This is a genomic window from Actinomycetospora callitridis, assembly GCF_028737265.1.
GTDB classification, from domain to species: domain Bacteria; phylum Actinomycetota; class Actinomycetes; order Mycobacteriales; family Pseudonocardiaceae; genus Actinomycetospora; species Actinomycetospora callitridis.
Genome location: NZ_JAQZAK010000012.1, coordinates 77084 through 102005, shown reverse-complemented (window position 1 = coordinate 102005; position 24922 = coordinate 77084). Strand labels below are relative to the sequence as shown.

Below are 24922 nucleotides of genomic sequence, written 5' to 3'. Positions count from 1 at the left end.
GCGGCCGGGGGGCGAGCGGAGCGACGGGAGAGTGGATGTACGTCAGACACCTCTCGGTCACCGATTTCCGCTCCTGGGAGCAGGCCGACCTGGACTTCGCGCCGGGGGTCTCGGTGCTGGTCGGGGCCAACGGCCAGGGCAAGACGAACCTCGTCGAGGCGGTGGGCTATCTCGCCACCCTCGCGTCGCACCGGGTGGCCGGCGACGCCCCGCTGATCCGGCGGGACGCGAGCTCGGCGAGCATCCGCGCGGTGGCCGTCAACGAGGGCCGCGAGCTCACCGTGCAGGTCGAGATCGCGAGCGGGAAGGCCAACCGTGCCCGCGTCAACCGCTCGCCGGTGCGCAGCCCCCGCGAGGTGCTCGGCATCGTGCGCACGGTCGTGTTCGCGCCCGAGGACCTCGCGCTGGTGCGGGGCGACCCCGGCGAGCGCCGCCGCTTCCTCGACGACCTGCTCGTCGCCCGCGCGCCGCGCTGGGCCGGGGCGCGGGCCGACTACGACAAGGTGCTGCGCCAGCGCTCGGCCCTGCTCAAGACCGCCCGCCACGCCCGCGGCGACACGAGCACCCTGGACGTGTGGGACGCCCATCTCGCCCGCGCCGGGGCGGTGCTCGTCGCCGGGCGCCTCGAGCTCACCGCCGCCCTGGCCCCGCACGTGCGGGACGCCTACGCCGCGGTGGCGCCGGAGTCCGAGCCGGTGGGGGCGCGCTACCGCTCGCGCGCCGAGGCGGTGGACGCCCTGGGCGGCGAGGCAGCGCCGTCCACGCCTGAGGAGATCGAGGTGCTGCTGCTCGACGAGATGCGCCGGCGCCGCACCCAGGAGATCGAGCGCGGGGTGTGCCTCGTCGGCCCGCACCGCGACGACCTCGAGCTCACGCTCGGCACGGGCCCGGCGAAGGGGTACGCCAGCCACGGGGAGTCGTGGTCGCTGGCGCTCGCGCTGCGCCTGGGGGCGTTCGAGCTGCTCCGGGGTGAGGGCTCCGAACCCGTCCTGATCCTCGACGACGTCTTCGCGGAGCTGGACGTCCGACGGCGCCGCGCGCTCGCGCGGACCGCGGTGAACGCGGAGCAGGTGCTCGTCACCGCCGCGGTGGACGACGATGTCCCGGATGACCTGCAGGGGGCACGCTTCGTGGTCGATTCGGGCACGGTGCGTGAGATGAGTGCGGCGGCACGGACGACAGGGGGTGCGCCTGGTGGGCCGGACGCGTGACAACGGTGGAGGTCCTGGGGACAGACCTGTGGATGCTGTGGACAACTCCCCGAACAGATCCTCGGGAGCCCCCCGCACCGGCCCGGATCCGGGCCGCGAGCAGGGACGGCGCCCCGGGGACGCTGTCCACACACCCGAACGGCTGTCGGACGGGGGCAATCCGGACGACCGGAGCACCCCTGCGAGCGGGGGCACGGGCGAGGAGAAGCGGGGCGCGGACCTCGCCCGCGACGCCCTCGCCGCCGCCCGGGCCGCGAGCGCCGCGCGTCGTGCCGCCGGCGGGGGTGCGGCGGGGATCCGCAAGCCGGTGCGTCGCACCGGGACGGGCATGGGCCGCCCGCGCCGTCGTGGCTGGTCGGGCTCGGGTGCCGACGAGCGCGACCCGCAGATGCTCGGGCGGCTGGCGTCCCGGCTGTCCGGTGACCGCGGGTGGGCGCCGCGGCTCGCGAACGGGTCGGTCTTCGGGCGGTGGGCCGAGCTGGTGGGCGAGGAGGTCGCCGAGCACGCCCGTCCCGTCTCCCTGCGCGACGGCGTCCTCACCGTCGCGGCCGACTCGACGGCCTGGGCCACCCAGCTGCGCCTGCTGCAGCGCCAGCTGATCGGGAAGCTGGCCGCCGGGCTCGGCGACGGGGTCGTGAAGACGATGCGCATCCACGGCCCGACCGCGCCGAGCTGGCGTCGCGGGCCCCGCCACGTCTCGGGCCGCGGACCGCGCGACACGTACGGCTGACGATCCACGTGGCCGTCCGACGACGGGCCGTCAGAGGCGCGCGGGACGCCTCGCGGCCGGTCGGACCCTCCCGATGGCGATTCGTGCGCCGTGTGACGCGCTGAGCCGCGTGCCCGGGCCGTTCTGGGATGGGTGACCCGGTAGACTGGAGGCAGATGTTCCGCCCGCGCGCGATGCGCACGGGCCGTGTCCACGCGAGGGAGACACCAGAGCCCGTGGCAGCCGCACCGAACTCGGCCCAGAAGAAGAACAACGGGGACTACAGCGCCTCGTCCATCACCGTCCTCGAGGGCCTCGAGGCAGTCCGCAAGCGGCCCGGCATGTACATCGGCTCCACGGGCGAGCGCGGGCTCCACCACCTCATCTGGGAAGCCGTCGACAACTCCGTCGACGAGGCGATGGCCGGCTACGCCAGCAGCGTGTCGGTGACGCTGCAGGCGGACGGCGGGATCGCCGTCGTCGACGACGGCCGCGGCATCCCGGTCGACGAGCACCCGGTGGAGAAGAAGCCCGCCGTCGAGATGGTCATGACCATGCTCCACGCCGGCGGCAAGTTCGACGACAAGTCGTACGCGGTCTCCGGCGGTCTGCACGGCGTCGGCATCAGCGTCGTGAACGCGCTGTCGACCGCGCTCGACGTCGAGATCCACCGCGACGGCCAGATCTGGACCCAGCACTACGACCACTCGGTGCCCGGCCCGCTCAACCAGGTCGGCAAGACCAAGAAGACCGGTACGTCGATCACCTTCTGGGCCGACCCGACGATCTTCGAGTCGACCACCTACAACTTCGAGACGATCTCGCGCCGCCTGCAGGAGATGGCCTTCCTCAACAAGGGCCTGACCATCCACCTGCGCGACGAGCGCAAGCCCGAGGGCGCCGACGCCGACGGCACCGATCTCGACGAGGTCCCGGACGCCGAGGGCTACGTCTCGAAGGTCACGGAGCGCACGTTCCACTACCCGGGCGGCCTCGAGGACTTCGTCGCCCACATCAACCACGCCAAGGACCCGATCCACCGCAAGCCGGTGGGGTTCCAGGCGGAGGGCACCGGCCACCAGGTCGAGGTCGCGATGCAGTGGAACTCGGGCTACTCCGAGTCCGTCTACACCTTCTGCAACACGATCAACACCACCGAGGGCGGCACCCACGAGGAGGGCTTCCGCTCCGCGCTCACCGCGACGGTCAACCGCTACGCGCGGGACAAGAAGCTCATCAAGGACAAGGACCCGGCGCTCACCGGCGACGACATCCGCGAGGGGCTCGCCGCGATCGTGTCGGTGAAGGTCGCCGAGCCGCAGTTCGAGGGCCAGACCAAGACCAAGCTCGGCAACACCGAGGTGCGCTCGTTCGTCCAGAAGGTGTGCAACGAGCACCTCGGCGACTGGTTCGAGTCCAACCCCGCCGAGGCCAAGACCATCATCAACAAGGCGGTCGGCTCGGCCCAGGCCCGGCTCGCGGCCCGCAAGGCCCGCGAGCTCGTGCGCCGCAAGACGGCCGGTGACCTCGGCGGCCTGCCCGGCAAGCTCGCCGACTGCCGCAGCAACGACCCCGAGCGCAGCGAGGTCTACATCGTCGAGGGCGACTCGGCGGGCGGCTCGGCCAAGTCGGGGCGCGACTCGATGTTCCAAGCGATCCTCCCGATCCGAGGGAAGATCATCAACGTCGAGAAGGCCCGGATCGACCGCGTCCTCAAGAACAACGAGGTCCAGTCGATCATCACGGCGCTCGGCGCGGGCATCCACGACGAGTTCGACCTCAGCAAGCTGCGCTATCACAAGATCGTGCTGATGGCCGACGCCGACGTGGACGGCCAGCACATCCGCACCCTGCTGCTGACGCTGCTGTTCCGATTCATGCGCCCGCTCGTGGAGAACGGGCACGTGTTCCTGGCGATGCCCCCGCTGTACAAGATCAAGTGGGGTGGCCGGAACGCCGAGCCGGAGTTCGCCTACAGCGACCGCGAGCGCGACAGCCTGATCGAGGCCGGGCGCGCCGCCGGCAAGAAGATCAACAAGGACGACGGTGTCCAGCGCTACAAGGGCCTCGGCGAGATGAACGCCAAGGAGCTGTGGGAGACCACGATGGACCCGGCGACCCGGCTGATGCAGCGGGTCACGCTGGACGACGCCGCCACGGCGGACGAGCTCTTCAGCGTGCTCATGGGCGAGGACGTCGAGTCCCGGCGCTCGTTCATCACCCGCAACGCGAAGGACGTGCGCTTCCTCGACGTGTAGTCGAGGTCGAGGTCGAATCGAGCCTCGAAGGCCCGGGCGCCGCGGGATGTTTCCCGTGGAACCCGGGCCCTCGTCGTGTGCGGGGTGTGCGGACGGCCCCGTTCCGGACGCTCGTCGTCGTGCACACGGCCCAGTTCTGGGACGGGTTCTTTGCCGGTCCTTGACCTTGTCGTGGGCTGGTCGTCTCATGACCGGGCACCCCGACGACGAGGAGCACGCCATGGTCACCGACGCCTCCGGGCCCGACACCGTCGGCGGCGACCGCCCCGGCCCCTCGCTGCGCGTCCCCCGCAAGGTCGCGATGGCCAGCCTGGTCGGCACCACCATCGAGTGGTTCGACTTCTTCATCTACGGCACCGCGGCCGCGCTGGTGTTCGGGAAGCTGTTCTTCCCGTCCGCCTCGCCCACCGCCGGCACCATCGCCGCCTTCGGCACCTTCGCGGCCGGCTTCCTCGCCCGGCCCTTCGGCGGCGCGGTCTTCGCGCACTTCGGCGACCGCGTGGGTCGCAAGCCCATGCTCGTGTGGTCGCTGCTGCTCATGGGTGCCTGCACGGTGGCGATCGGGCTGCTGCCCAGCTACGGCGCCATCGGCGTCGCGGCCCCGATCCTGCTCGTGGTGCTGCGCATCGGGCAGGGCTTCGGCGTCGGCGGGGAGTGGGGCGGCGCCGCGCTCATGGCCGTCGAGAACGCGCCCCCGAACCGTCGCGGCTTCTACGGGAGCTGGCCGCAGGTCGGCGTGCCGCTCGGCCTCGTGTGCGGCACGGGGGCGTTCCTCATCCTCGACCTCACGTTGACCGAGGAGCAGTTCCTGTCGTGGGGCTGGCGCGTCCCGTTCCTGGCCAGTGCCGCGCTCATCGCCGTCGGGATGTGGATCCGCCTGACCGTGGCCGAGAGCCCGGTGTTCCGCGAGTCCATGGAGACGAAGGCCGCGGCGCGGATGCCGGTGGTCGAGGCGTTCCGCACCTACCCGAAGGAGATCCTGCTCGCCGCCGGGTCGTTCCTCGCCACCAACGCGACCTTCTACGTCGGCTCGGTCTGGCTGGTCTCCTACGCCACGACGACCCTGGGCTACGACCGCACCGAGATCCTCGCGGCGAACACCGCGCTGTCCGCCTCCGACATCCCGATGATCCTGCTGCTCGGCCTGCTCTCGGACTACGTGGGCCGACGACGGATGTTCCTCGCCGGCATGGGGCTGCTCGCGGTGTTCGGCATCCCGTACTTCCTGCTCGTCGGCACGGGCAACCTCGCGCTGTTCATCCTCGGCGGCCTCGTCGTGCAGGCCTGCCGGAGCGCGGTCTACGGGCCGCAGTCGGCCTACTTCGCCGAACAGTTCCCCACCCGCCTCCGCTACAGCGGCGCGTCGCTGGCCTACCAGCTCGCCTCGATCCTCGGCGGGATCGCGCCGACGATCTGCGCCGTGCTGGTGGCCTGGACGGGCAGCCTGATGTCCGTCGCCATCTACGTCGTGGGCATGGCGCTGATCTCCCTCGCCTGCTCGTACGCCATGACCGAGACCCTCTCCCGCGGCCTGCTCGACGACCCGCGGGCACCCCAGGACGCCACCGCGGGCCGCTCCGCCGACTGATCCCCGGGCGCGGTCACGGACGCGGTCACGGACGCGCCGCCGGGGGAACCGGGAGTGCGTCGGCGTCGTCGGTAGAATCGGGTGGTTGGGTCCACGGCCGCGCTGGTCGCGGGCCCGGTGAACGGGCCGCCCCCCTCGAGACGACGCGGTGTCCGCCGCGCCCGGGGCGCCAGAAGGGGAGACCGACCGCGTGACCGAGACGACCCTGCCTCCTGACTCCGGCGAGCGCATCGAGCCGGTCGACATCCAGCAGGAGATGCAGCGCTCCTACATCGACTACGCGATGTCGGTCATCGTGGGTCGGGCGCTGCCCCTGGTGGAGGACGGGCTCAAGCCGGTCCACCGCCGCGTCCTGTACTCGATGTACGACTCCGGGTTCCGGCCCGACCGCAGCTACGTGAAGTGCGCCCGCGTCGTCGGCGACGTCATGGGCAACTACCACCCGCACGGCGACTCGGCGATCTACGACGCCCTCGTGCGCCTGGCCCAGCCGTGGTCGATGCGCTACCCGCTGATCGACGGCCAGGGCAACTTCGGCTCGCCGGGCAACGACCCCGCCGCCGCCATGCGCTACACCGAGTGCCGGCTGACGCCGCTCGCGATGTCGATGCTCGCGGACATCGACGAGGAGACCGTCGACTTCGCGGACAACTACGACGGTCGCACCCAGGAGCCGACGGTCCTCCCGGGCCGCGTGCCCAACCTGCTGATCAACGGCAGCGCGGGGATCGCCGTCGGCATGGCCACCAACATGCCGCCGCACAACCTGCGCGAGGTGGCCGCGGGCGCGATGTGGGCGCTCGACAACTCCGAGGCCTCGGAGGAGGAGACCCTCGAGGCCCTCATGGGCTTCATCAAGGGTCCGGACTTCCCCACCGCCGGCCTCGTCGTCGGCTCCGACGGCATCGAGTCGGCCTACCGCACCGGACGCGGTTCGATCCGCATGCGCGCGGTGGTCGAGGCCGAGGAGGACGCCAAGGGCCGCACGATCCTGGTGGTCACCGAGCTGCCCTACCAGGTCAACCCGGACTCGCTCATCGAGTCGATCGCGACGCTCGTGCGCGACGGGCGCATCGCGGGCATCGCCGAGATCAACGACGAATCGTCGGACCGCGTGGGCCGCCGCATCGTCATCACGCTGCGCCGCGACGCCGTCGCGAAGGTCGTGCTGAACAACCTCTACAAGCACACGCAGCTGCAGTACAGCTTCGGCGTCAACATGCTCTCGATCGTCGACGGCGTGCCGCGCACCCTGCGGCTCGACCAGATGATCCGGCACTGGATCCGCCACCAGATCGACGTCATCGTCCGGCGCACGCGCTACCGCCTGCGCAAGGCCGAGGAGCGGGCCCACATCCTGCGCGGGCTGGTGAAGGCCCTCGACGCGCTCGACGAGGTCATCGCGCTGATCCGCGCGTCGGAGACCGTCGACGTCGCGCGCTCCGGCCTGATGGACCTGCTCGAGATCGACGAGATCCAGGCCCAGGCGATCCTGGACATGCAGCTGCGTCGCCTGGCCGCCCTCGAGCGCCAGAAGATCATCGACGAGCTGGCCGAGATCGAGGAGACGATCCGCGACCTCGAGGACATCCTCGCCCGCCCGGAGCGGCAGCGACAGATCGTCCGCGACGAGCTCGGTGAGATCGTCGAGAAGTACGGTGACGATCGCCTGACGCGTCTCGTCGGCTACGACGGCGAGGTCGCCGACGCCGACCTCATCGCGGTCGAGGACGTCGTCGTCACCATCACGCGCACCGGCTACGCGAAGCGCACCAAGACCGACCTCTACCGCGCGCAGAAGCGCGGCGGTCGCGGTGTCCAGGGCGCGACGCTCAAGCAGGACGACCTCGTGGCGCACTTCTTCGTGTGCTCCACGCACGACTGGCTGCTCTTCTTCACCAACAAGGGCCGGGTGTACCGGGCCAAGGCCTACGAGCTGCCCGAGGCCAACCGCAACGCCCGCGGCCAGCACGTGGCGAACCTCCTCGCGTTCCAGCCCGAGGAGCAGATCGCCCAGGTCATGCACATCAAGGACTACGACGCGGCGCCGTACCTGGTGCTCGCGACGAAGGCCGGCCTGGTGAAGAAGTCGCGCCTCACCGACTTCGACTCCAACCGCGCCGGCGGTCTCATCGGCATCAACCTGCGCGAGAGCGACGAGCTCGTCGGCGCGGTGCTGTGCTCCGGTGACGACGACCTGCTCCTGGTCTCCGCCGAGGGGCAGTCGATCCGCTTCACGGCCACCGACGACGCGCTGCGTCCGATGGGCCGGGCGACGTCCGGCGTCACCGGCATGCGCTTCAACTCCGGCGACGAGCTGCTCTCGCTCGGCGTGGTGCGCGAAGGGACGTTCCTGCTGGTCGCCACCGGCGGGGGCTACGCGAAGCGCACGCCGATCGACGAGTACCCGGTGCAGGGTCGCGGCGGCAAGGGCGTGCTGACCCTGCAGTACGACCGGCGTCGCGGGACCCTCGTCGGTGCCTTGATCGTCGAGCTCGACGACGAGCTCTACGCGATCACGACCAGCGGCGGGGTGATCCGGACGACGGCCAAGTCGGTGCGCAAGGCGGGTCGCCAGACGAAGGGGGTGCGCCTGATGAACCTCGGGGAGACCGGCACCCTGCTCGCCATCGCGCGCAACGCCGAGGAGGCGGCCGATCCCGACGCGGGCGGCCCGACCTCCCCGCCGCAGCCCTGATCCCTGATCCCGTCACCGACCGACGAGACGAGTCCTCGTGAGCACACCGAGCAAGCCGGACGACCCGGACCCCGCCCCGTCGTCGGAGACGTCGGGCAAGGGTGGGGCGCGGACGAGCACCGAGGAGGCCGCTCCGGCGGAGTCGACCACGCGGGTTCCGGCCGTCGAGGACGACGGGAGCCCGAAGGGCTCGTCGGGCACCGCGTCGGGCAAGGGGACGCCGAGCACCGACAAGCCCGGCACGGAGGCACCGGCCACGGAGACGTCCGGGACCTCCCCGACGACTCAGACCTCCGAGGCGCCGGACGCCTCCGGGGAGTCGACGTCCTCCTCCGGCGGCTCGGCCGGTCCGCCGCCGCCGTGGCAGCGCGGCGGCGCGGCCACCGGTCCGCCGTCGGGTCCCGTGCCGAACGCGGGGCGGCCCGGTCCGCGTCCGGCCGGCCCGCCCACCCCGGCCGGGGGCCAGCCGCGGGCCGGCGGTCCTCCCGGTGGCGCCCACCCGCCGTCGGGTCCGTTCCAGCGACCCGGCGGTCCGGGACCGCACGGCGGCCCGGGCGGTCCGGGCGGTCCGGCCAACGGCCGTCCTCCGCAGGAGGGCATGGGCACGCCGGCCGGCGGCATCACCGCCGCCGTGCGGACGTCGGCGCCCACCGGGACCGGCCGCCCCGGCGGCACGGGTGACGGCGGGGGCGCCGGGCAGCCGGCCTCGTCGGGCATCGACGCGCCCACCAACCAGCTCTCCCCGGAGCAGCTGGGCCTGCGCGGCCGCGAGTCCGACGAGCCACGTCGCGAGCCCGACGACGTCGCCGAGCTCGCGGCGGGACGTCCTCGCAGCAGCAAGGCGCCCCGCCGGGCGAGCCTGCAGGTACGGCGCTTCGACCCGTGGTCGGTGCTGAAGCTCGCCCTCGTGCTCGGCGTCGCGCTGTTCTTCGTGTGGATGTTCGCGGTCGGCGTGCTCTACGCCGTGCTCGACGGCATGGGCGTGTGGGCGCAGCTCAACGGCACCTACCAGGACCTCACGTCGGACTCCGGTGGCGGCGGCGAGCTCATCACCGCGGGCGGCGTCTTCGGCGTCGCGGCGGTCATCGGCGTCGTGAACATCATCCTGTTCACCGCGCTCGCGAGCGTGTCGGCGTTCATCTACAACATCTCGGCCGACGTCGCGGGAGGCATCGAGGTCACGCTCTCGGAGCGCGACTGACGGCCTCGGGGCGGGTGCTCCGCGCCCGGTGCCCGTCGGGTACCGTGGCGTTCGCACCCGGGTTCGTCCCCGCGAGGGCCCATAGCTCAGTTGGTTAGAGCGCGTCGCTGATAACGACGAGGTCGCTGGTTCAAATCCAGCTGGGCCCACCCACTCGGTGCCACCTCACCGGACACGAGAACGGCCCCGGAGCATCGCGCTCCGGGGCCGTTCTTCGTCGGTGCTGCGTGGGTCTGCCGGTCAGCCGGAGAACGACGCGGCGTGGTCGGAACCCTTGCGCTGGGCCTCCCAGGCCTCGACCACGTTGTTCGGCACGCGGCCGCGGTCGGAGACCTCGAATCCGTGGCCCTTGGCCCACTCGCGGATCTGCTTGGAGGTCTCGCGGTCGTAACCGCCGGGGGACGTCGCCCGCGGGGTGCCGGTGCCGGCGCCCGAGCGACGACGGCCGTTGCCGCCGGCGGAGGAACGCCGACCGCCGGTGCGGCGCGCGGCGGCGACGTACTCCGCGAGCGCGTCCCGGAGCCGGGCGCTGTTCTTGTCGTCGAGGTCGATCTCGTACGTCACCCCGTCGAGCGCGAACTCGACCGTGGTGATGTCCTCGGCCTCTTCGCCGGTCAGGTCGTCGACCAGGGTGACGATGGTCTTCTGGGCCATGGCGGGCGTGACTCCTCACTTGTCCATGGAATCGACGCGGTGTCGTTCGATGTCACTCGACATTAGCAAAGGAAAGGGCGCCTGATCGCACCGCACTCCTTTCGTGCCCCGGACGTCACTCCCCGGGCGACAAATACGAGACCAGACCGTTCAGTCCGGCGCCGAACACATCGCGGCCGAACAGAGTACAGAGCTGCTCGCTGTCGGCGAGATGGCAGTCGAACACGACGCCCCACACGACGAAGGATTCCCCGGTCGTGGTCACGGGGAAGACCCGGACCGTGGATCGGTAGTCCTCGACCGGGAACGGCGAATCGAGGATCGCGTAGGTCAGACGTCGTTCCCGGTCGTCGAGGGCGACGAGTCGTTCGCGCACGGTTCCGCCGTCGCCGAGGGTCAGACGGCGCACGGCGCCGATCTGGTCGCCGCGCAGGTCGCCCTCCAGTTCGCTGGCCTCGATCGCCGGGACCCAGGACGGCAGACCGTCGAAGTCGCGGATCGCGCGCCACACGGTGTCGACGTCGGCGGGGATGACGGCGCTGCTGGTCACCTCGGGCATCAGGCGTGCTCCTCGTCGTTCGGGTGGTCGTTCGGGTGGTCGTTCCGGTGGTCGGGCCGCAGGGCGACGAACGCCCGGGTCGTGGCGGTCAGGGCCTGCTCGGTGGGCAGGCGCTCCATGCTGCTGGCGCCGTAGAAGCCGTGGCAGGTACGCGTGCGGGACAGGACGTACGCCGCGTCCTCGGGCGACGAGACGGGGCCGCCGTGGACGAGCACGAGGACGTCGTCGCGGACCTCGCGGGCGGCGGCCGCCCATTCGTCGACGAGTGCGACGCAGTCGTCCAACGACTTCGCGGTCTGCGCGCCGATCGATCCGCCGGTGGTGAGGCCCATGTGACACACGACGACGTCCGCGCCGGCGGCGGTCATCGCACGGGCGTCGTCGACGGAGAACACGTAGGGCGTGGTGAGCAGATCCTCGTCGTGCGCGGCGGCGACCAGCTCGACCTCGCGGTCGAACCCCATCCCGGTCTCCTCGAGATTCACCCGGAAGGTGCCGTCGATGAGTCCGACCGTCGGGAAGTTCTGGATGCCGGCGAAGCCGAGTTCGCGCAGCTCGCGCAGGAACCGCGTACGCAGCAGGAACGGGTCGGTGCCGTTCACGCCGGCCAGCACCGGGGTGTGCCGGACGACGGGGATGACCTCGCGCGCCATCTCCACGACGATGTCGTTGGCGTTGCCGTAGGCGAGCAATCCGGCGAGCGAACCCCGCCCGGCCATCCGATATCGCCCGGAATTGTAGATGACGATGAGGTCGATCCCGCCCTCTTCCTCGCAGCGGGCGGACAGGCCGGTGCCGGCGCCGCCGCCGACGATCGGCTCGCCACGACCGACCTTGGCGCGGAGGCGCTCGACGATCTCGGCGCGGGTCACGGGCGTCCTCCGGTGATCTCCTCGAGCGCGGCGACGAGGGTCGCGGCGAACTCGGGGTCGTTGACGTGGTGCGGGCTCTCGACGATCCGGTGGTCGTCGTCGACGCGGACCCGCTCGCGCAGGGTGTCGAACAGCGCGGCGTCCGCCTCGGCGTCGGCGAAGGGCATGCCGGGCGCGTCCAGGGCCGAGACGCCGCCCGTCGGCAGGACGAGGCGCACCGGTCCGGGGCAGGCGTTGAGCTTGTCGGCCAGGAACTCCGCGGCGGCGCGGCACTCCTCGGGGGTCGTGCGCATCAGGGTCACCTGCGCGTTGTGCTCGTAGAGCGTCCGGCCCCGGAACTGCTCGGGCACGGTGTCGGGCGCCCCGAAGTTGACCATGTCCAGCGCCCCGACCGAGCCCACCCACGGCACCCCGGTGCGGGCGATCGCACCGAGACGGTCCTCGGTGGCGGCCATGATCCCGCCGACGACGAGGTCCGCGATCTCCGTCGTGCTGACGTCGACGACGGCCTCGACCAGACGGTCGTCGACGAGCTTCTCCATCGCGCGCCCGCCCGTGCCGGTGGCGTGGAAGACGAGGCAGTCCCAGCGGTCGGCGACCGCCTCGGTCACGGCGGAGACGCACGGCGTCGTGACCCCGAACATCGTCAGCCCGAGCGCCGGCTTGTCCTGCGCCTCCGGCACGGGTGCCGCGATGGCCCCGCCCAGGGCGTGCGCGGCGTTGGACAGCACCCGCCGGCTGATGCGGTTGAGCCCCGCGACATCGGTGACCGAGTACATGAGCGTCAGGTCCACCGAGCCGACGTACGGCGCGACGTTCCCCGAGGCCACCGTCGACACCACGATCTTCGGGACACCCACCGGGAGACGCTGCAGGGCAGGTGTCACGAGGGCGGTGCCCCCGGATCCGCCGAGCGCGAGCACGCCCGCGAGGTCGTCGCGGGCCGGGAGCCACCGCTCCAGCGCCTCGCTCATCGCCGACACCGAGCTCCCGCGGTCGCCGGTGAACGCCTCCGCACCGGCCACCTCCCGCGGCCCGACATCGGCGGCGGTCGCGTCGGGATCGGAGGTGCCGACGTCGACAGTCGTCACCTCGTGACCCGCATCCCGCAGGAGCCTGGCGACGTAGCGCAGCTCCTCGCCCTTCGTGTCGAAGGTGCCCACCACGTAGGCACGACCCGTCCCAGCCATCCGCGCTCCCGTCCACGACACCGTCGTCCGCCGGGACGGTTCCTACCGCCCGCGCCCGGTCGCGCGCGACCGGCGGGCGGCGCCGGCCCCTGAGGTACCGTGAACGGGTCGTCGACGGGAGGAGTGCGGTGAAGACCGTCGTTGCTCTCGCCCTGGCCGCCGGGGCCGCCCTGCTGATCCGACGACAGCGGGACCAGAACCCCGCCAAGGAGGTCTGGCGCGACGCGACGAGGCCGTCGACGTCGTCCTAGCCCCCTCGGGGACGTAGCTCAATTGGCAGAGCACCGCCTTTGCAAGGCGGGGGTTGAGGGTTCGATTCCCTTCGTCTCCACCCACCGTGACCAGCACAGACGTTGGTCCGAACCGGGTAACTTCCTCGCTCGTGGCACGGTTTGTGGCACGAGCTGACCTACCTTCCTGCTCATGGCGAAGGCTGCGCGCCCTTCTTCGCGCGATAAGGGCAACATCGAGCTGCTCCCGAGTGGAGCGATGCGGGTGCGCGTCTACGCCGGCCAGGACCCGGTCACGAAGCGACGACACAGCCTCGTCGAGACGGTTCCGGCCGGACCCAAGGCATGGGAGCGAGCCGAGGAGATCCGTCTCGGCTTCCTCGCCGACATCCGGAAGAGGCGCAACCCGCAGACGACGGCCACCGTCAACCAGCTGCTCGACCGTTACCTCGACCAGCACACCGGCGGCCGTCGCACGGTCGAGGGCTACCGGGAGTACGTCGACAAGCACGTTCGCCCGTTCATCGGCAAGTCGAAGGTCGGCTCGCTCGACGCCGAGATCCTGGATTCGCTCTACGCCGAGATGCGGCGGTGCCGCGAGCACTGCCGCGACCGTCGAGGAGTCGATCACCGCACGACCCACCCTCACGAGTGCGATGTTCGGTGTCGACCGCATCGGTGCCGGTCGCTCGGGGCCGCGACGATCCGCAAGATTCACTACATCCTGAGCGGCGCCTACAAGCGTGCGGTGCGGTGGCGGTGGGTGGGCTCGAGCCCGATGGACCAGGCCGAGCCCCCGCCGGTGCCCGCACCCGACCCGCAGCCGCCGACACCCGAGGAAGCCGCGCGGCTCGTCGCCGAGGCGGGGCGCCGCGACCCCGACTGGGGGATGGTCGTATGGCTTCTGATGGTCACCGGCGCTCGCCGGGGAGAAGTTTGCGGGCTGCGTTGGCGGTACGTCGACCTCGAGCGAGGCGTGATCACGATTCGGCGCGCGATCGCCGAGGTCCGGAGCGAGACCGAGGAGAAGGACACCAAGACCCATCAGCGCCGCCACGTCACCATCGACCCCGGCACCGTCGAAGCCCTCGCCGAACATCGCCGCCGGTGGGAGGAGCGCTGCGCGGCTCTCGAGGTCGAGCTGTCGCCGGATGCGTTCGTCTTCTCACCCTCGCCGACGGGAGCGACGCACCTGACGCCGTCCTCGGTGACCCAGCGGTACAGCAAGATGGCCGACCGGCTCGGCATCGACACCCACCTCCACAACCTCCGGCACTACACGGCGACCGAGCTCATCGCCGGTGGCGTGGACGTCCGCACGGTCGCGGGCCGGCTCGGCCACGGCGGTGGGGGTACGACGACGCTTCGCGTCTATGCAGCATGGGTGGCCGAGGCGGACCAGCGGGCGGCGCAGGGGCTGGCCGAGCGTCTGCCCGAGCGCCCTGCGCCCCCAGAGATCGACGACGTCGAGCGCGCCAAGGCGGACCCGCGATACCCGTTCGAGCACATTGCGGTGGCGCTGCGCGACCGCATCGCCGCCGGCGAGTGGCCGGTCGGCGCCCAGCTTCCGACAGGGAAGCAGCTCGGCATCGACTTCGGCGTCTCGACTGCGACTGCTCAGCGAGCCGTGACTCTGTTGCAGGTCTGGGGTCTCGTCGAGGTGAGTCGTGGTCGGCGACCCAGCGTGCTCGCTCCCCAGGCGCGACTCGACCTAGGTCCTGCTGCGCACGACCCTATCGACGGCTCCTGGGGCAGTGGCTCAGCTCCACCCACGAGCGACGGCCCAGAGGCTGAGCCCACGACCTTGTCGGCGGAGAACGCGCCACGTCCTGATCGTCCGCATGGGTGCGCAGAGTGCATGCCGGACGGGTTCGAGTCCATCGAACAGGTGTACGACGCCGGTAGGTCGGTCAGCAGTCGGGGCCAACAGCGACCTGGTGCACGCGTCCGACATTGATACTGGGAGCGTGAAGGTCGAGCTGCTCTACTTCGTCGGCTGCCCAAACGCGGAGAAGTACCTTCCCCACCTGCGGGATCTCCGTCGCGATGACGAGCCACCAGCTCGTCGAGCGCGAGATCAACGACGAGGCGCAGGCCGTCGCCGAGTCCTTCTTGGGTTCTCCGACCGTCCGCGTCGACGGCCGCGACGTGGAGACTGGAGCCGTCGAACGGACTGACTTCGGTATGTCCTGCCGGATCTATCTGACCGTTGACGGGTCGCGCGGCACTCCTCCTGACGAGTGGGTGCGGCGTGCTCTTGGTGTGGGTGAGCGCTGAGCCGGCCCGTGCGCTCAGTCGCCGCAGCCGAGTCGGATCACGTTGCCGCTCGGGTCGGTCAGCGTGAACTCGCGCATGCCCCACGGCTCGTCCCGAACGTCCGACACCGGCATCTCGGCAGCGGCGAGGGCCTCGTGCAGCGCGTCGATGCCCGGTATGTGCAGGTAACAGCCCGCCATGTTGGCTGAGCTGTCCATTTCAGGGCGATGGTCCAGGTGGATCACCTCGCCGCCGAGATGGCGCACGAAGGCGTAACCGCCGCCCTCGTACTGCTCGACCGTCAGGTGGGGAAGCCGCGACCAGAACTCCAACGCTTCGTCCATGTCCCTGACCGGGAGGATCGGGATGGCCACCAGGCGCGGGGTCATGGCGCTCAGTGTCCCTGGAGGCCACCGGGTCCTGGAGCGCGTAGTCGTTCACCGCTGCTCGTTCGGCTCGAGGGTGAGCTGTCGGCGGTGGAAGTCGAAGTGCTGGGTGGGGAAGCGGTAGACGTCGGCGAGGGTCATGTACGGCCTGAAGAACGGGTCCCAACGTGTGGGGTAGTGCATGCCCCGGGAGAGGTCGGCGTCGGTCTCGGCGTCGAGGCGGCGGTGCAGGGCGTCGATGACGCGGTCGAACAGGGCGGTCTGTCCGCGACGGCCCAAGGTGGTGCCGCCGGCCCAGGAGCCGAGGAAGTTGGCGACGTCGAACGGGCGGGTGCCGGCGTCGAGGACGGCGGCGTAGGCGCGGCTCACGCCGGGTGGCAGCCGGCCGAACAGCCGGACGAGGTTCCCGAGAGCCCGGATGATCAGGTAACCGAGCAGCATGTGGAACAGCAGCTGCTGGTTGGTCCACCGGGTGCCGTCCGAACGGCGCTTCAAGTCGGCAGGTGTCGCCTGCGCGTGCAGCTCGTGGAAGGCCGACCGCGCGCGCTCAAGCTCCTGGTGAACCGCCTGCCGGTCCATCCAGGGAGTGTGCGCCTGGCTGGATCAGGGGCGCGAGGCCTGAATGATGGCTGAGAAGACGCCGGCGGCGACCTCACCGGTGGCGGTGACGGCGACCTCGGTGAGCCCGGCCTCCTCCATCTCGGCGCGGTAGGCGCTCCGACCCAGGACACCGGTGATGGCCCCGACCGATGCGGCCGCTTCGTCGAGGGTGGCCGGGTCAGCGTGGTCGTCGCCGACGAGATCGGACACCCCGACCCGCCCGCCGGGTCGCAGGACGCGGGCGATCTCGGCGAACACGGCTGGCTTGTCCGCCGACAGGTTGATCACGCAGTTGGAGATGACGACGTCGACCGAGGCATCCGGCAGCGGGATGGCCTCGATGTGCCCGCGCAGGAACTCGACGTTGGTGGCGCCGGCCTCCCGGGCGTGCTCGCGGGCGAGGCCGAGCATCTCGTCGGTCATGTCCAGCCCGTAGGCGAACCCGTCGGGCCCCACGCGGCGGGCCGAGAGCAGCACATCGAGGCCGGCGCCGGAACCGAGGTCGAGCACGGTCTCCCCGGTGACAAGCTCCGCGACCGCGAGCGGGTTGCCGCAGCCCAGGCTGGCGGCGCCTGCACCCCCGGCGTCCGCGAGCTGCGCGGGGTCGTAGGCGTCGCCGCACAGACCCGTCGGGTCGGCCTCCGAGCAGCTCGGTGTCCGGCCGGCGCGGACCTGGCCGGCCGCGGTGGCGTAGCGGGCGCGGACCCGCTCGCGCGCACCGGCTGACCCGTCCTGCGTCATCTCACGCATCCGCACCAGACGCGGTCTTGGCTTCGGTGACGGTCACGCCGGGCTCGATCGGCGCCTCGTCGTGCGAGCAGCAGGCGGTCTGGCCGGTGGCGCTCTCGGCGCTGGCGTCGTCGGGCATCGTGGTGATGATCCCGTTGGTGCCGAAGTCCTGGGAGTCCTCCTTGACGGTGTAGACCTCCCACGGCTCGTGGCCGGGGCCCTGCACCCACACCTTGTCCTGGCGGGCGTAGCAACAGGTGGTGTCGTCCTCGACCTGCGTGAACAGGCCCAGAGTCGAGAGGCGCTCGGTGGCGTCGTGGACCTCGTCGGTGGACGCGACCTCGACCCCGAGGTGGTCCATGACCGTTGGACGGTCCGCCTCGCCCTCGAGTAGCACCAGCTTGAGCGGTGGTTCGGAGACGGCGAAGTTGGCGTAGCCGGGGCGGCGCTTGGCCGGCTCCACCCCGAACAGCGACGAGTAGAAGCGGATCGAGCCCTCCAGGTCGGAGACCCGCAGGGCGAGCTGCACACGGGACATAATGTGCCTCCTAGTGTTCATCTCTTGTTTCGACGTCTGTCGAGGCAGCCAACCTTGCGCCTCGTTTCGACGGGTGTCAAGGTAGATGCATGTCAAAGCAGGGTGACGAGGAGCGGGTGCTGGCCCAGCTCGCCGAGGTCGTGAGGTGCTGCGAGCCGCTGGCCCGTGAACCGCTCTCGGCGCAGCAGTCGATCGAGCTCTCGCGGGTGTTCAAGGCGATGGGCGACCCGGTGCGGCTGCGGCTGCTGTCGCTGATCGCCTCCCACGTCGGCGGCGAGGCGTGTGTCTGCGACTTGACCGACGTGTTCGACCTGTCGGGCCCGACCATCTCGCACCACCTGAAGGTGCTGCGCGAGGCCGGGCTGATCACGGGCGAACGCCGGGGTACGTGGGTGTACTACCGGGTGCGCCCTGAGCTGCTGGCGACCGTGTCCGCGGTGCTCGTGCCCGCCACCGCCCAGGACTCGCCCGCCGCGGTGCCTGCCGGCCGCGAGGCCCTGCCGGTGGTCGAGGCGTGAGCACCGAGAACCTGACCTCGAACGACCCCGGAGAGGCCGGCGTCGTCGCCAAGCTCTCCACCCTCGACCGGTTCCTGCCGATCTGGATTCTCGCCGCGATGGCCGTGGGCCTGCTCGCGGGCCGGCTGATCCCCGGCCTTGGCGAGGCCCTGGGCGCGGTCGCGATCGACGGGGTCTCGCTCCCGATCGCGCTCGGGCTGCTGATCATGATGTATCCAGTGCTGGCGAAGGTCCGCTACGACCGCCTCGACACCGTCACCGGCGACCGTCGGCTGCTGATCTCCTCGCTGATCCTGAACTGGCTGATCGGACCGGCGCTGATGTTCGCCCTGGCGTGGCTGCTGCTGCCCGACCTGCCCGAATACCGCACCGGGCTGATCGTCGTCGGGCTCGCCCGCTGCATCGCCATGGTCATCATCTGGAACGACCTCGCCTGCGGCGACCGCGAAGCCGCCGCCGTGCTCGTCGCGCTCAACTCCGTGTTCCAGGTGATCGCCTTCGGCGCCCTGGGCTGGTTCTACCTCGCCGTGCTGCCCGGCTGGCTCGGGCTCCCGACGGCCGGGCTCGACGTCTCCGCCTGGGCCATCGTCCGCTCGGTACTGATCTTCCTCGGCATCCCGCTGCTCGCGGGCTACCTGACCCGGCGATTGGGAGAGCGGGCGAAGGGACGGGCCTGGTACGAGGACCGCTTCCTGCCGCGCATCGGGCCGTTCGCGCTCTACGGGCTGCTGTTCACCATCGTCGTGCTGTTCGCCCTGCAGGGCGATGCCATCACCAGCCGGCCCCTCGACGTCGTCCGGATCGCCCTGCCGCTGCTGATCTACTTCGCGCTGATGTGGGCCGGCTCCTACGCCCTCGGACGCGCCGTCGGGCTCGGCTACGAACGCACCACCACGCTCGCGTTCACCGCCGCGGGCAACAACTTCGAGCTCGCCATCGCCGTCGCCATCGCCACTTGGGGCGCCACCTCCGGCCAGGCCCTCGCCGGCGTCGTCGGCCCGCTCATCGAGGTGCCGGTCCTGGTCGCGCTGGTCTACGTGTCGCTGTGGCTGCGACGCCGACTCTTCCCGCCCCGCACCGGGGACGTGGAGCCCACCGGATCAGGAGCACGCGGATGAGCCACGACGCCGTCCAACCCGACCCCACCACCGGCCCGGCGAGTCCCGTCGTCCCGCCACGACGCGACCTCGAGGCGCTGAGCCTGCTCTCCGCCGACCACCACCTCGCCCACACCGCCGAGGTGCTCGCCGAACGCTTCGCCGGAGTGTTCTCCCCTGAGACCGTCGCGGCCTGCCTCGTGGAATCGCACGAGCTGCTCTCCACCACCGCGAGAATCACGAGCCACCTGACCGTCCTCTCCGAGCGGTTCGCCCGCGAGCGCCTGACCGCCGCCGCCCAAGCCCAGGGAGCACTGGTGTCCGACGTCCCCGAGGTCCTGTTCGTCTGCGTGCACAACGCCGGCCGATCCCAGATGGCCGCTGCCCTGCTTGATCACCACGCCCAGGGCACGGTCCACGTCCGCTCCGCCGGCTCCACCCCGGCCCACGAGATCAACCCCGCGGTCCGCGAGGTCATGGCCGAACTCGGCCTCGACCTCTCCCGCGAGTTCCCCAAGCCGCTCACCACCGACGTCGTCGAAGCCGCCGACGTCGTCATCACCATGGGCTGCGGCGACGCCTGCCCGATCTTCCCCGGCAAGCGCTACCTCGACTGGGAACTCACCGACCCCGCCGGCAAGGGCGCCAACGACGTCCGCCCCATCCGCGACGACATCGACCAGCGCGTCCGCGAGCTGCTGACCGAGCTGGTACCCGCGCGCACCATGTGACCCGTGGCCGACACCGGCGCCGCCACAGCGGGCAAGAGACGCGCGCTGACCGGCGCCGTCCTGCTCGACCTCGCCGTCAGCCCGCTGTTCGCCTGGGACGTCTTCACCGACTCCCTCGGCCGGGACCTCGGCGTCAGCCACGCACTGCTGGCCGGCGTCTTCTCCGTCGGCCTGGCCGCCTTCATGCTCGGCGTCCTGGTCGGCGGACGGGCCGCGGACACGTTCCCGCCGCGCCGGCTCGCGCTGATCGCCCTCGGCGGCACGATGCTCGGCCTGCTGGGCAGCGCCGTCGCCTCGTCGGTGGTCGTCCTGTTCCTGACCTTCGGCGTCCTGGTCGGCGGCTCCACCGGACTCGGCTACGCCACCGCCGTCCGCGTCGCCGGAACCGTCGCCTCCGGACGCGGTCTCGCCCTCGGCCTGGTCGTCAGCGCCTACGCCGCCGGCACCGCCGTCCTCGCCCCGCTTGCATCAGCGCTGCTGGCCGCCGTGGGTCGCAGCTGGACCTTCGTGGTCCTCGCCGGCACGCTCGGAGTCCTGCTCGCCATCGCGGCCACTCTCGTACCTGGCGCCGCGCCCACCTCGCGTCGACCGCGCGACCGCAGCGTCCGACCGATCCGCCCGAGCCGACCCGTCATCGCGCTGTGGCTGGCCTTCGGCCTCGGCAGCGCTCCCGCTCTCGCGGCCTTCGCCCAGGCCGGAAGCCTCGCCGGAGACGTGGCCGTCGTGACGCTCGCGGTGGTACTGCTCAACCTCGGCAACTTCGCCGGCCGGCTCATCGCCGGCCCCCCTCTCCGACCGCATCGGCCGGCGCGCCGCACTCCACGCCAACTCGGCGCTGCTCGTGCTCGCCTGCATCCCCCTGGCGCTCGGCGCGAGCGGACCCCTCGCCCTGGCTGCCCTGCTCCTGCTCGGCACCCAATACGGGGCGCTCTCGACCCTGACGCCAGCAGCCACCTCGGACGTGGTCCCGCCCGAACGCTTCGGCACCACCTAGGCCTCGTGTTCACCAGCTGGGGCATCGCAGGCCTCGTCGCACCCGTCGGCGCGGCCACGCTCGCCCCGCAGCTCGGCTACGACGGCGTCTTCGTCGCCTTCCTCGTCGTCGCGACCGGGGCCTGGGCATGTGTGCTCGCGTTCACCCGCCTGACCCGGTCTCGAGCTTGACCTTCGAGTCGACTTCGAGGTTTAGCGTCGATGAGGTGAACGGGTTGAAGGTGTCTGAGTTGGCGAGTCGCAGCGGGGTCCCGGCGAGCACGGTGCGCTTCTACGACTCGGAAGGTCTCCTTCCCGCGCGGCGATCGTCCTCGGGCTACCGCCTCTTCGACGACGACGCGGTGGACCGGCTGAACTTCATCGGCACGGCGAAGAGCCTCGGTCTGCCGCTGCCCGAGATACGTCGTCTGCTCGACCCGTGGGAGCACGGCCTGTGCTCGGACGTCCAAGGGGAGCTCGCGCCACTGCTGGAGCGCCACCTCGCCGACACTGAGGAACGCATCGCCCAGCTCCGCGACTTCGCGGGCCGGCTCCAGCGCGCCCAGCAGCAACTCGCGGCCATCGATCGGGACGGTCCCTGCGACCCCTCCTGCGCCTTCCTCGGTCAGGACCATCCGACAGCGCCCAACCTCATGGCGCTGCCCCTCGCGTCTACGAACGACGGTCCCGCCATCGTCTGCACCCTCGACGGCTCCGAGCGCACCGAGCGTGCCGACCGGTGGCAAGCGGCTCTCACCGCGGTGACAGGTCGGGTCGCCATCCCGGACGGGGTCAGGTTGACCTTCGACCCGGCGAGGGCCCACGTCGGCGAACTCGCCGAGCTCGCCGCGGCCGAGTCCGGTTGCTGCAGCTTCTTCGACCTCAGCCTGCACTTCGCCGACCCACCCACCATGGAAGTGCGGGCACCGGCAGACGCCCTGGTCCTCGTCCACGAGCTGTTCGGCGAGCCCGACGCGTGACGCTGCGATCGATCGCTCTCTTCGTCGTCGCGGCGCTGTTCGAGATCGGCGGCGCCTGGTTGGTCGGGCAGGCCGTGCGGGAAGGACGGGCCTGGTGGTTCGCCGCTCTCGGGGTGCTCGCACTCGGCCTCTACGGCTTCGCCGCCTCGTTCCAACCCAACGCCCAGTTCGGCCGCATTCTTGCCGCCTACGGCGGCATCTTCGTCGCCGGTTCGCTGGCCTGGGGCATGGCGCTCGACGGCTACCGACCTGACCGGTTCGACGTCATCGGCGCAGCGGTGTGCCTGGTCGGAGTAGGGGTCATCATGTACGCCCCGCGGTGACGGGAGCGCTCCGACTGGGAGTACGAACTGAGAGGCGAGAGCTCGTGCGGGCGGGCTCGAGAGCTCGGCACCAGCTCAACGGGTCCGTCGAGGTGGGACGGATACCGACGTCTCCGTCGAGATGACGCACGCGAGCCAGCCGCCTCTAGGCTGCTTCAGATGTCTCTCGAGCCGTCGGATGCCGAACAGCAGGCACGGCACCTCCTCGCAGAGGCACTACCCCGGCGTTGGTCCCATGTGGTTGCCGTTGCCGGGAAGGCTCGGCTCATGGCGCGCGAACTCGGTGAAGACGGCGAGCTCCTCGAGGCGACGGCCTGGGTGCACGACGTCGGGTACGCGCCCGACCTCGCGGGCACCGGTTTCCATCCTCTCGACGGAGCGCGCTACCTCCGCGACCACGGCGCTCCGCAGCGCGTCGTCGACCTCGTCGCCTTTCACTCGTCGGCATGGGCGGAGGCCGAGGAGTTCGGCGTTGCCGACGAGCTCGCCGAGTTCGAAGACGAGCGCACCCTGACCCGCGATCTGCTCTGGTACTGCGACATGACCACCGGGCCGGACGGCACGGACCTCGACTTCGAGGACCGCATGGCTGAGGTGCGGGAGCGCTACGGCCCCGATCACTACGTCACGCGCGCGCTGGATGCCGGCATGGACGAGCGCCGGGCGGCGATCAGTCGATCGCGTGTGTGGCTGACGGCGGTCGGGCTCGCGGATCAGGTGTAGTACGGCGGGGCGTCGGTTCGGAACCCATGGTCGATCCGGAGGCGGATCGACGGGTGGACCTCGATGCCGGCGAGCTCCGCGCGTGGCACCCACACGACCTCGCTCGACTCGTCGCTCGTCCGTGGTGCGCCGGCGACGGGCCGAGCTCGGAAGCAGATGGAGAACTCCTGACGGACCTCGCCGTCGTCGTAGGCCATGACATGGTCGGGATTGGAGTAGATGCCGACGAGGCTCGTCACCTCGACAGTCATCCCAGTCTCTTCTTGGGTTTCGCGGACAACCGTTTGAGTCATCGTCTCACCGAGTTCGTGGCGGCCGCCCGGAAGGGCGTAGTAGCCGTTGTCGGTGCGACGGATCATCAGCAACTGAGCATCCTTGTCGAGCACGAAAGCGCTGACCGCGATGACGATGCTGTTCGGTCGGGGAGCGTCCGGGTCGTTGAAGTGATCGGTTCTGGCCATGCCGCTACCACTCGGCCGGCTTCGACTGTTCCCAGACGTCCACGAAGCTGCCCTCGTAGGTGTCGAACACGTCGCCGGCAGCCAGTTTCCGGAGATGCATTGCCGGTGCGTGCGGACCTGGGACGCCGAAGACGTGCATGTTCACGATCATCTCATCGTCGAACCGGAAGATCGAGTTGTAGAGCGTGGTCTCGTGGAAGCGAAACTCGACGCCCTCGGTGCGGAGGAGCGGTCGATAGCTGACGAGGCCGTACCGGATGCGCGCCCCCAGTACCCCGAGGCCGAGCTTCTCCTCCGCGCTCCGGCGCTCGGTGGCCTCGCTCTCGGGCGCGCCGAAGGCGATCCGCACCGCGACGCCGGCCTCCGCCTTGGCCTTCAACGTCGCGATGAAGCTCGGACGCTCATGGAGGAACTGCCCAGCGTGCACCAGTACGTCGATCCGTGCTGACGCCCGCAGCAGCAGGTCATCCCACAGGCGGGCAGGCACGTCGCTGCGGTGCGGGAAGGTCTCGACGATCTCCGAGGTCGCGGCCTTCTTCTGTCGCTGAGCCGGCACGGCGGCGGGCCACAGGTAGGACTCGCTCCGCCCCACCAGAGCAGCCAGCGCACCTCGATGGCGGGGGTACGGAACCCGATCCTGTGTGAGCCACCGTTCGACGGTCTTCGCGTCGACGCCGACCTGATCGGCTGCGGTGGAGGTCGAGTGCCCAGCGTGCATCAGGGCGTCACGGAGACGCTCGTTGGCCATCTCGGACCTCCGTGCCTTGCCTGGGGACGACTTTATTCTAGCGAAGACGTCCCTAGTTGTCCCGCCTGATGGTGTAGGCGTCCCCTGCTTTTCTCGCACTCTTGCGTTGCCTCGCCGCCACTCGGTGAGCACGGAGGAGCTTCGGAGGACACCGTGACACTCAATGAAAGGACTGCGACGGCGCCGACGTTCTACGACGTGGCCGAGGTCGCCGCAATGTTCAAGATGTCGCGCATGACGGTCTATCGCGCGATCAACTCCGGTGAGCTGCGGGCGATCCGTATCCGTGGTCGGGTGCTGATCCCTGCTGCGGTGATCGATGGACTCGTCGCGGAAGCGACGGCCGAGCGATCGGACGGCGATTCCTCGCTGCTGGGAATGTTCCGTGGAGAGCGGTGATGAGTGTCGGGCTGCTGATTCTCTTCGCGATACTGGGCGCGTTCATCTGCGCGAAGACCCGGTCCGCCGCTGGTGCCGTGGTGTTCTCGCTCGTTGCCCTGGTGCTGTTCATCGGCACACCGGCCGGTCAGGGCCTGCCGGGAGTGATCGGCGGGTTGATGTCGGCCGTGGATCAGGCCACGACGCCTGCCTTGACGGGCGCTTCGGAGACGACCACCGACGGCTGAAGGCTGCCGCGACCTGAGGCGCTCAAGGCCGCGCGGCCACGAACCGAGGCGGAGCGCCGCCGAC

28 protein-coding genes, 2 tRNA genes and 1 pseudogene are annotated in these 24922 nt (G+C 70.8%); 21 read left to right on the top strand and 10 right to left on the bottom strand.

What is annotated here, in order from left to right; translation table 11 throughout:
• The first annotated feature begins 35 nt into the window (after positions 1-35).
• The 7 genes from recF (at position 36) to PH191_RS26850 (ending at position 9814) form a co-directional block, all read left to right on the top strand.
• Positions 36-1211, top strand: coding sequence for a DNA replication/repair protein RecF (recF, locus tag PH191_RS26880; protein WP_274197700.1), 1176 nt, complete (start codon positions 36-38; stop codon positions 1209-1211).
• A gap of 28 nt (positions 1212-1239) precedes the next feature.
• Positions 1240-1941 (top strand): DciA family protein, encoded by a 702-nt coding sequence (locus PH191_RS30010; RefSeq protein WP_337994106.1) that lies wholly within the window; start codon positions 1240-1242, stop codon positions 1939-1941.
• Positions 1942-2156: 215 nt separating this feature from the next.
• Positions 2157-4178 (top strand): DNA topoisomerase (ATP-hydrolyzing) subunit B, encoded by a 2022-nt coding sequence (gene gyrB / locus PH191_RS26870; RefSeq protein WP_274197699.1) that lies wholly within the window; start codon positions 2157-2159, stop codon positions 4176-4178.
• Between the two features lie 187 nt (positions 4179-4365).
• Positions 4366-5766, top strand: coding sequence for an MFS transporter (locus tag PH191_RS26865; protein WP_274197698.1), 1401 nt, complete (start codon positions 4366-4368; stop codon positions 5764-5766).
• A 190-nt stretch (positions 5767-5956) separates the two neighbouring features.
• On the top strand, positions 5957-8464 hold the full coding sequence (gyrA, locus tag PH191_RS26860; RefSeq protein WP_274197697.1) for a DNA gyrase subunit A: 2508 nt from the start codon (positions 5957-5959) through the stop codon (positions 8462-8464).
• Between the two features lie 403 nt (positions 8465-8867).
• Positions 8868-9665, top strand: a complete 798-nt coding sequence (locus PH191_RS26855) for a DUF3566 domain-containing protein (RefSeq protein ID WP_274197763.1) — start codon at positions 8868-8870, stop codon at positions 9663-9665.
• Between the two features lie 75 nt (positions 9666-9740).
• Positions 9741-9814: transfer RNA gene (locus PH191_RS26850), tRNA-Ile, on the top strand.
• A 91-nt stretch (positions 9815-9905) separates the two neighbouring features.
• Here the strand turns inward: PH191_RS26850 and PH191_RS26845 are convergent.
• The 4 genes from PH191_RS26845 to PH191_RS26830 all read right to left on the bottom strand — a co-directional run bounded on the left by PH191_RS26845 (position 9906) and on the right by PH191_RS26830 (position 12940).
• The gene (locus tag PH191_RS26845; protein WP_274197696.1) at positions 9906-10319 is read right to left on the bottom strand and encodes a histone-like nucleoid-structuring protein Lsr2; all 414 of its coding nucleotides are present in this window, start codon (positions 10317-10319) and stop codon (positions 9906-9908) included.
• Positions 10320-10434: 115 nt separating this feature from the next.
• On the bottom strand, positions 10435-10878 hold the full coding sequence (locus tag PH191_RS26840) for an SRPBCC family protein (protein WP_274197695.1): 444 nt from the start codon (positions 10876-10878) through the stop codon (positions 10435-10437).
• Positions 10878-11750 (bottom strand): phosphoenolpyruvate hydrolase family protein, encoded by an 873-nt coding sequence (locus PH191_RS26835; protein ID WP_274197694.1) that lies wholly within the window; start codon positions 11748-11750, stop codon positions 10878-10880. The genes PH191_RS26840 and PH191_RS26835 overlap by 1 nt, the downstream gene beginning before the upstream one ends.
• On the bottom strand, positions 11747-12940 hold the full coding sequence (locus PH191_RS26830) for a Tm-1-like ATP-binding domain-containing protein (protein WP_274197693.1): 1194 nt from the start codon (positions 12938-12940) through the stop codon (positions 11747-11749). The genes PH191_RS26835 and PH191_RS26830 overlap by 4 nt, the downstream gene beginning before the upstream one ends.
• A 128-nt stretch (positions 12941-13068) precedes the next feature.
• Here PH191_RS26830 and PH191_RS26825 point away from each other — a divergent pair, with 128 nt between their 5' ends.
• The 4 genes from PH191_RS26825 to PH191_RS26810 all read left to right on the top strand — a co-directional run bounded on the left by PH191_RS26825 (position 13069) and on the right by PH191_RS26810 (position 15447).
• Positions 13069-13191: a DLW-39 family protein gene (locus tag PH191_RS26825; RefSeq protein WP_274197692.1), complete on the top strand. Its 123-nt coding sequence runs from the start codon at positions 13069-13071 to the stop codon at positions 13189-13191.
• A 7-nt stretch (positions 13192-13198) separates the two neighbouring features.
• Positions 13199-13271, top strand: a tRNA-Ala gene (locus PH191_RS26820).
• A 92-nt stretch (positions 13272-13363) separates the two neighbouring features.
• A complete protein-coding gene (locus PH191_RS26815) occupies positions 13364-15127 on the top strand; it encodes a tyrosine-type recombinase/integrase (protein WP_274197691.1) in 1764 nt (587 codons plus the stop codon).
• Positions 15128-15216: 89 nt separating this feature from the next.
• Positions 15217-15447 (top strand): DF family (seleno)protein, encoded by a 231-nt coding sequence (locus tag PH191_RS26810; RefSeq protein WP_274197690.1) that lies wholly within the window; start codon positions 15217-15219, stop codon positions 15445-15447.
• Positions 15448-15461: 14 nt separating this feature from the next.
• Here the strand turns inward: PH191_RS26810 and PH191_RS26805 are convergent, their stop codons facing one another.
• From PH191_RS26805 to PH191_RS26790, 4 genes are read right to left on the bottom strand one after another with little or no spacing between them, the layout of a single operon-like run.
• Entirely contained in the window at positions 15462-15815 is a 354-nt protein-coding gene (locus PH191_RS26805) for a VOC family protein (protein WP_274197689.1), read from the bottom strand.
• Between the two features lie 48 nt (positions 15816-15863).
• A complete protein-coding gene (locus PH191_RS26800; protein WP_274197688.1) occupies positions 15864-16391 on the bottom strand; it encodes a DinB family protein in 528 nt (175 codons plus the stop codon).
• A 24-nt stretch (positions 16392-16415) separates the two neighbouring features.
• Complete coding sequence (locus tag PH191_RS26795; protein ID WP_274197687.1) at positions 16416-17153, bottom strand: methyltransferase domain-containing protein; 738 nt, start codon at positions 17151-17153, stop codon at positions 16416-16418.
• 1 nt (position 17154) lies between these two features.
• On the bottom strand, positions 17155-17679 hold the full coding sequence (locus PH191_RS26790; RefSeq protein ID WP_274197686.1) for an ArsI/CadI family heavy metal resistance metalloenzyme: 525 nt from the start codon (positions 17677-17679) through the stop codon (positions 17155-17157).
• Positions 17680-17768: 89 nt separating this feature from the next.
• Between PH191_RS26790 and PH191_RS26785 the strand changes: the two genes are divergently transcribed.
• The 8 genes and pseudogenes from PH191_RS26785 (at position 17769) to PH191_RS26755 (ending at position 23023) form a co-directional block, all read left to right on the top strand.
• Positions 17769-18197 carry an ArsR/SmtB family transcription factor gene (locus tag PH191_RS26785; protein ID WP_274197685.1) on the top strand — a complete coding sequence of 143 codons (429 nt, stop codon included), beginning with the start codon at positions 17769-17771 and terminating at the stop codon, positions 18195-18197.
• Positions 18194-19315, top strand: coding sequence for an ACR3 family arsenite efflux transporter (arsB, locus tag PH191_RS26780; protein WP_420791850.1), 1122 nt, complete (start codon positions 18194-18196; stop codon positions 19313-19315). Before PH191_RS26785 ends, arsB begins: the two co-directional genes overlap by 4 nt.
• Positions 19312-19533 (top strand): annotated as a pseudogene (locus tag PH191_RS30160) (three-helix bundle dimerization domain-containing protein); the annotation flags it as partial. The gene arsB and the pseudogene PH191_RS30160, both read left to right, overlap by 4 nt.
• A gap of 135 nt (positions 19534-19668) precedes the next feature.
• Positions 19669-20025: an arsenate reductase/protein-tyrosine-phosphatase family protein gene (locus PH191_RS30155; protein ID WP_420791855.1), complete on the top strand. Its 357-nt coding sequence runs from the start codon at positions 19669-19671 to the stop codon at positions 20023-20025.
• Between the two features lie 3 nt (positions 20026-20028).
• Positions 20029-21189, top strand: a complete 1161-nt coding sequence (locus PH191_RS26770; RefSeq protein ID WP_274197683.1) for an MFS transporter — start codon at positions 20029-20031, stop codon at positions 21187-21189.
• Positions 21186-21977 (top strand): helix-turn-helix domain-containing protein, encoded by a 792-nt coding sequence (locus tag PH191_RS26765; RefSeq protein ID WP_274197682.1) that lies wholly within the window; start codon positions 21186-21188, stop codon positions 21975-21977. Before PH191_RS26770 ends, PH191_RS26765 begins: the two co-directional genes overlap by 4 nt.
• On the top strand, positions 21974-22300 hold the full coding sequence (locus tag PH191_RS26760) for a YnfA family protein (protein ID WP_274197681.1): 327 nt from the start codon (positions 21974-21976) through the stop codon (positions 22298-22300). The genes PH191_RS26765 and PH191_RS26760 overlap by 4 nt, the downstream gene beginning before the upstream one ends.
• A 159-nt stretch (positions 22301-22459) precedes the next feature.
• Positions 22460-23023 (top strand): HD domain-containing protein, encoded by a 564-nt coding sequence (locus PH191_RS26755; RefSeq protein ID WP_274197680.1) that lies wholly within the window; start codon positions 22460-22462, stop codon positions 23021-23023.
• On the opposite strand, the gene PH191_RS26750 is transcribed toward PH191_RS26755, so the two are convergent.
• Both PH191_RS26750 and PH191_RS26745 read right to left on the bottom strand, forming a co-directional pair.
• On the bottom strand, positions 23014-23484 hold the full coding sequence (locus tag PH191_RS26750) for an NUDIX hydrolase (protein ID WP_274197679.1): 471 nt from the start codon (positions 23482-23484) through the stop codon (positions 23014-23016). The genes PH191_RS26755 and PH191_RS26750 overlap by 10 nt on opposite strands.
• 4 nt (positions 23485-23488) lie before the next feature.
• The gene (locus tag PH191_RS26745; protein ID WP_274197678.1) at positions 23489-24232 is read right to left on the bottom strand and encodes an XRE family transcriptional regulator; all 744 of its coding nucleotides are present in this window, start codon (positions 24230-24232) and stop codon (positions 23489-23491) included.
• Between the two features lie 153 nt (positions 24233-24385).
• Here PH191_RS26745 and PH191_RS26740 point away from each other — a divergent pair, with 153 nt between their 5' ends.
• Together PH191_RS26740 and PH191_RS26735 are read left to right on the top strand one after the other, a co-directional pair.
• Entirely contained in the window at positions 24386-24631 is a 246-nt protein-coding gene (locus tag PH191_RS26740) for a helix-turn-helix domain-containing protein (protein ID WP_274197677.1), read from the top strand.
• The gene (locus PH191_RS26735; RefSeq protein WP_274197676.1) at positions 24631-24858 is read left to right on the top strand and encodes a hypothetical protein; all 228 of its coding nucleotides are present in this window, start codon (positions 24631-24633) and stop codon (positions 24856-24858) included. The genes PH191_RS26740 and PH191_RS26735 overlap by 1 nt, the downstream gene beginning before the upstream one ends.
• The last annotated feature ends 64 nt before the right edge of the window (positions 24859-24922 follow it).